Source organism: Arthrobacter sp. S39 (assembly GCF_004320525.1).
Lineage (GTDB): Bacteria > Actinomycetota > Actinomycetes > Actinomycetales > Micrococcaceae > Arthrobacter.
Genome location: NZ_SIHX01000041.1, coordinates 1 through 807, shown reverse-complemented (window position 1 = coordinate 807; position 807 = coordinate 1). Strand labels below are relative to the sequence as shown.

At 64.9% G+C, this 807-nt stretch carries 1 pseudogene; it reads right to left on the bottom strand.

Annotation, left to right across the window (positions count from 1 at the left end):
• A pseudogene (locus EYS21_RS23245) lies at positions 1 to 807 on the bottom strand (pyruvate dehydrogenase (acetyl-transferring), homodimeric type); the annotation flags it as partial.

Here is an 807-nt window from a genome sequence, read left to right as displayed (position 1 = left end):
CCGGGATCAGGGGTACGCCGTGGGTGGCGTAGGCGGTGCCGGCGGCGGTGAAGGCTGCGACGGCGCCGGCTTCGTTGATGCCGGGGTGGATCAGCTGGCCCTGGGCGGATTCCTTGTAGGCCAGGACCAGGTCCCGGTCCACGGACAGGTAGTTCTGGCCGCCCGGGTTGTAGATCTTTGCCGTGGGGAAGAACGCGTCCATGCCGAAGGTCCGGGATTCGTCCGGGACGATGGGCACCACCCGGTGCCCGAATTTCTTGTCGCGGAGCAGGTCCTTGAGCAGCCGGACAAATGCCATGGTGGTGGCCGCCTGCTGCTTGCCCGTGCCCCGCTTGGCAACATCGAAAGTCTTTGCCTCGGGCAGTTCAATAGCCTGGTGGTCCGGCCGGCGTTCGGGGACGGCGCCGCCCAGCACCCTTCTCCGCTCGAGGAGATAGGCAATCTCGGGGGCATCCTCGCCGGGGTGGTAGTACGGCGGGCTGTAGGGGTCCTCTTCCAGCCGGGCATCTGAAACGGGGATCCGGAGGTAGTCCCTGAATTCCTTCAGGTCATCCAGGGTCAGTTTCTTCATCTGGTGGGTGGCGTTGCGGCCTTCGAAGTGGGGTCCGAGTCCGTAGCCCTTGACGGTTTTGGCGAGGATGACGGTGGGTTTGCCCTTGAATTCGGTGGCTGCCTTGTACGCGGCGTAGACCTTGCGGTAGTCGTGGCCGCCGCGTTTGAGGTTCCAGATCTGGTCATCGGTGAGGTCCGCGACGAGGTCCTTGGTGGCGGGGTCCTTGCCGAAGAAGTGTTCGCGGACGAACCCGC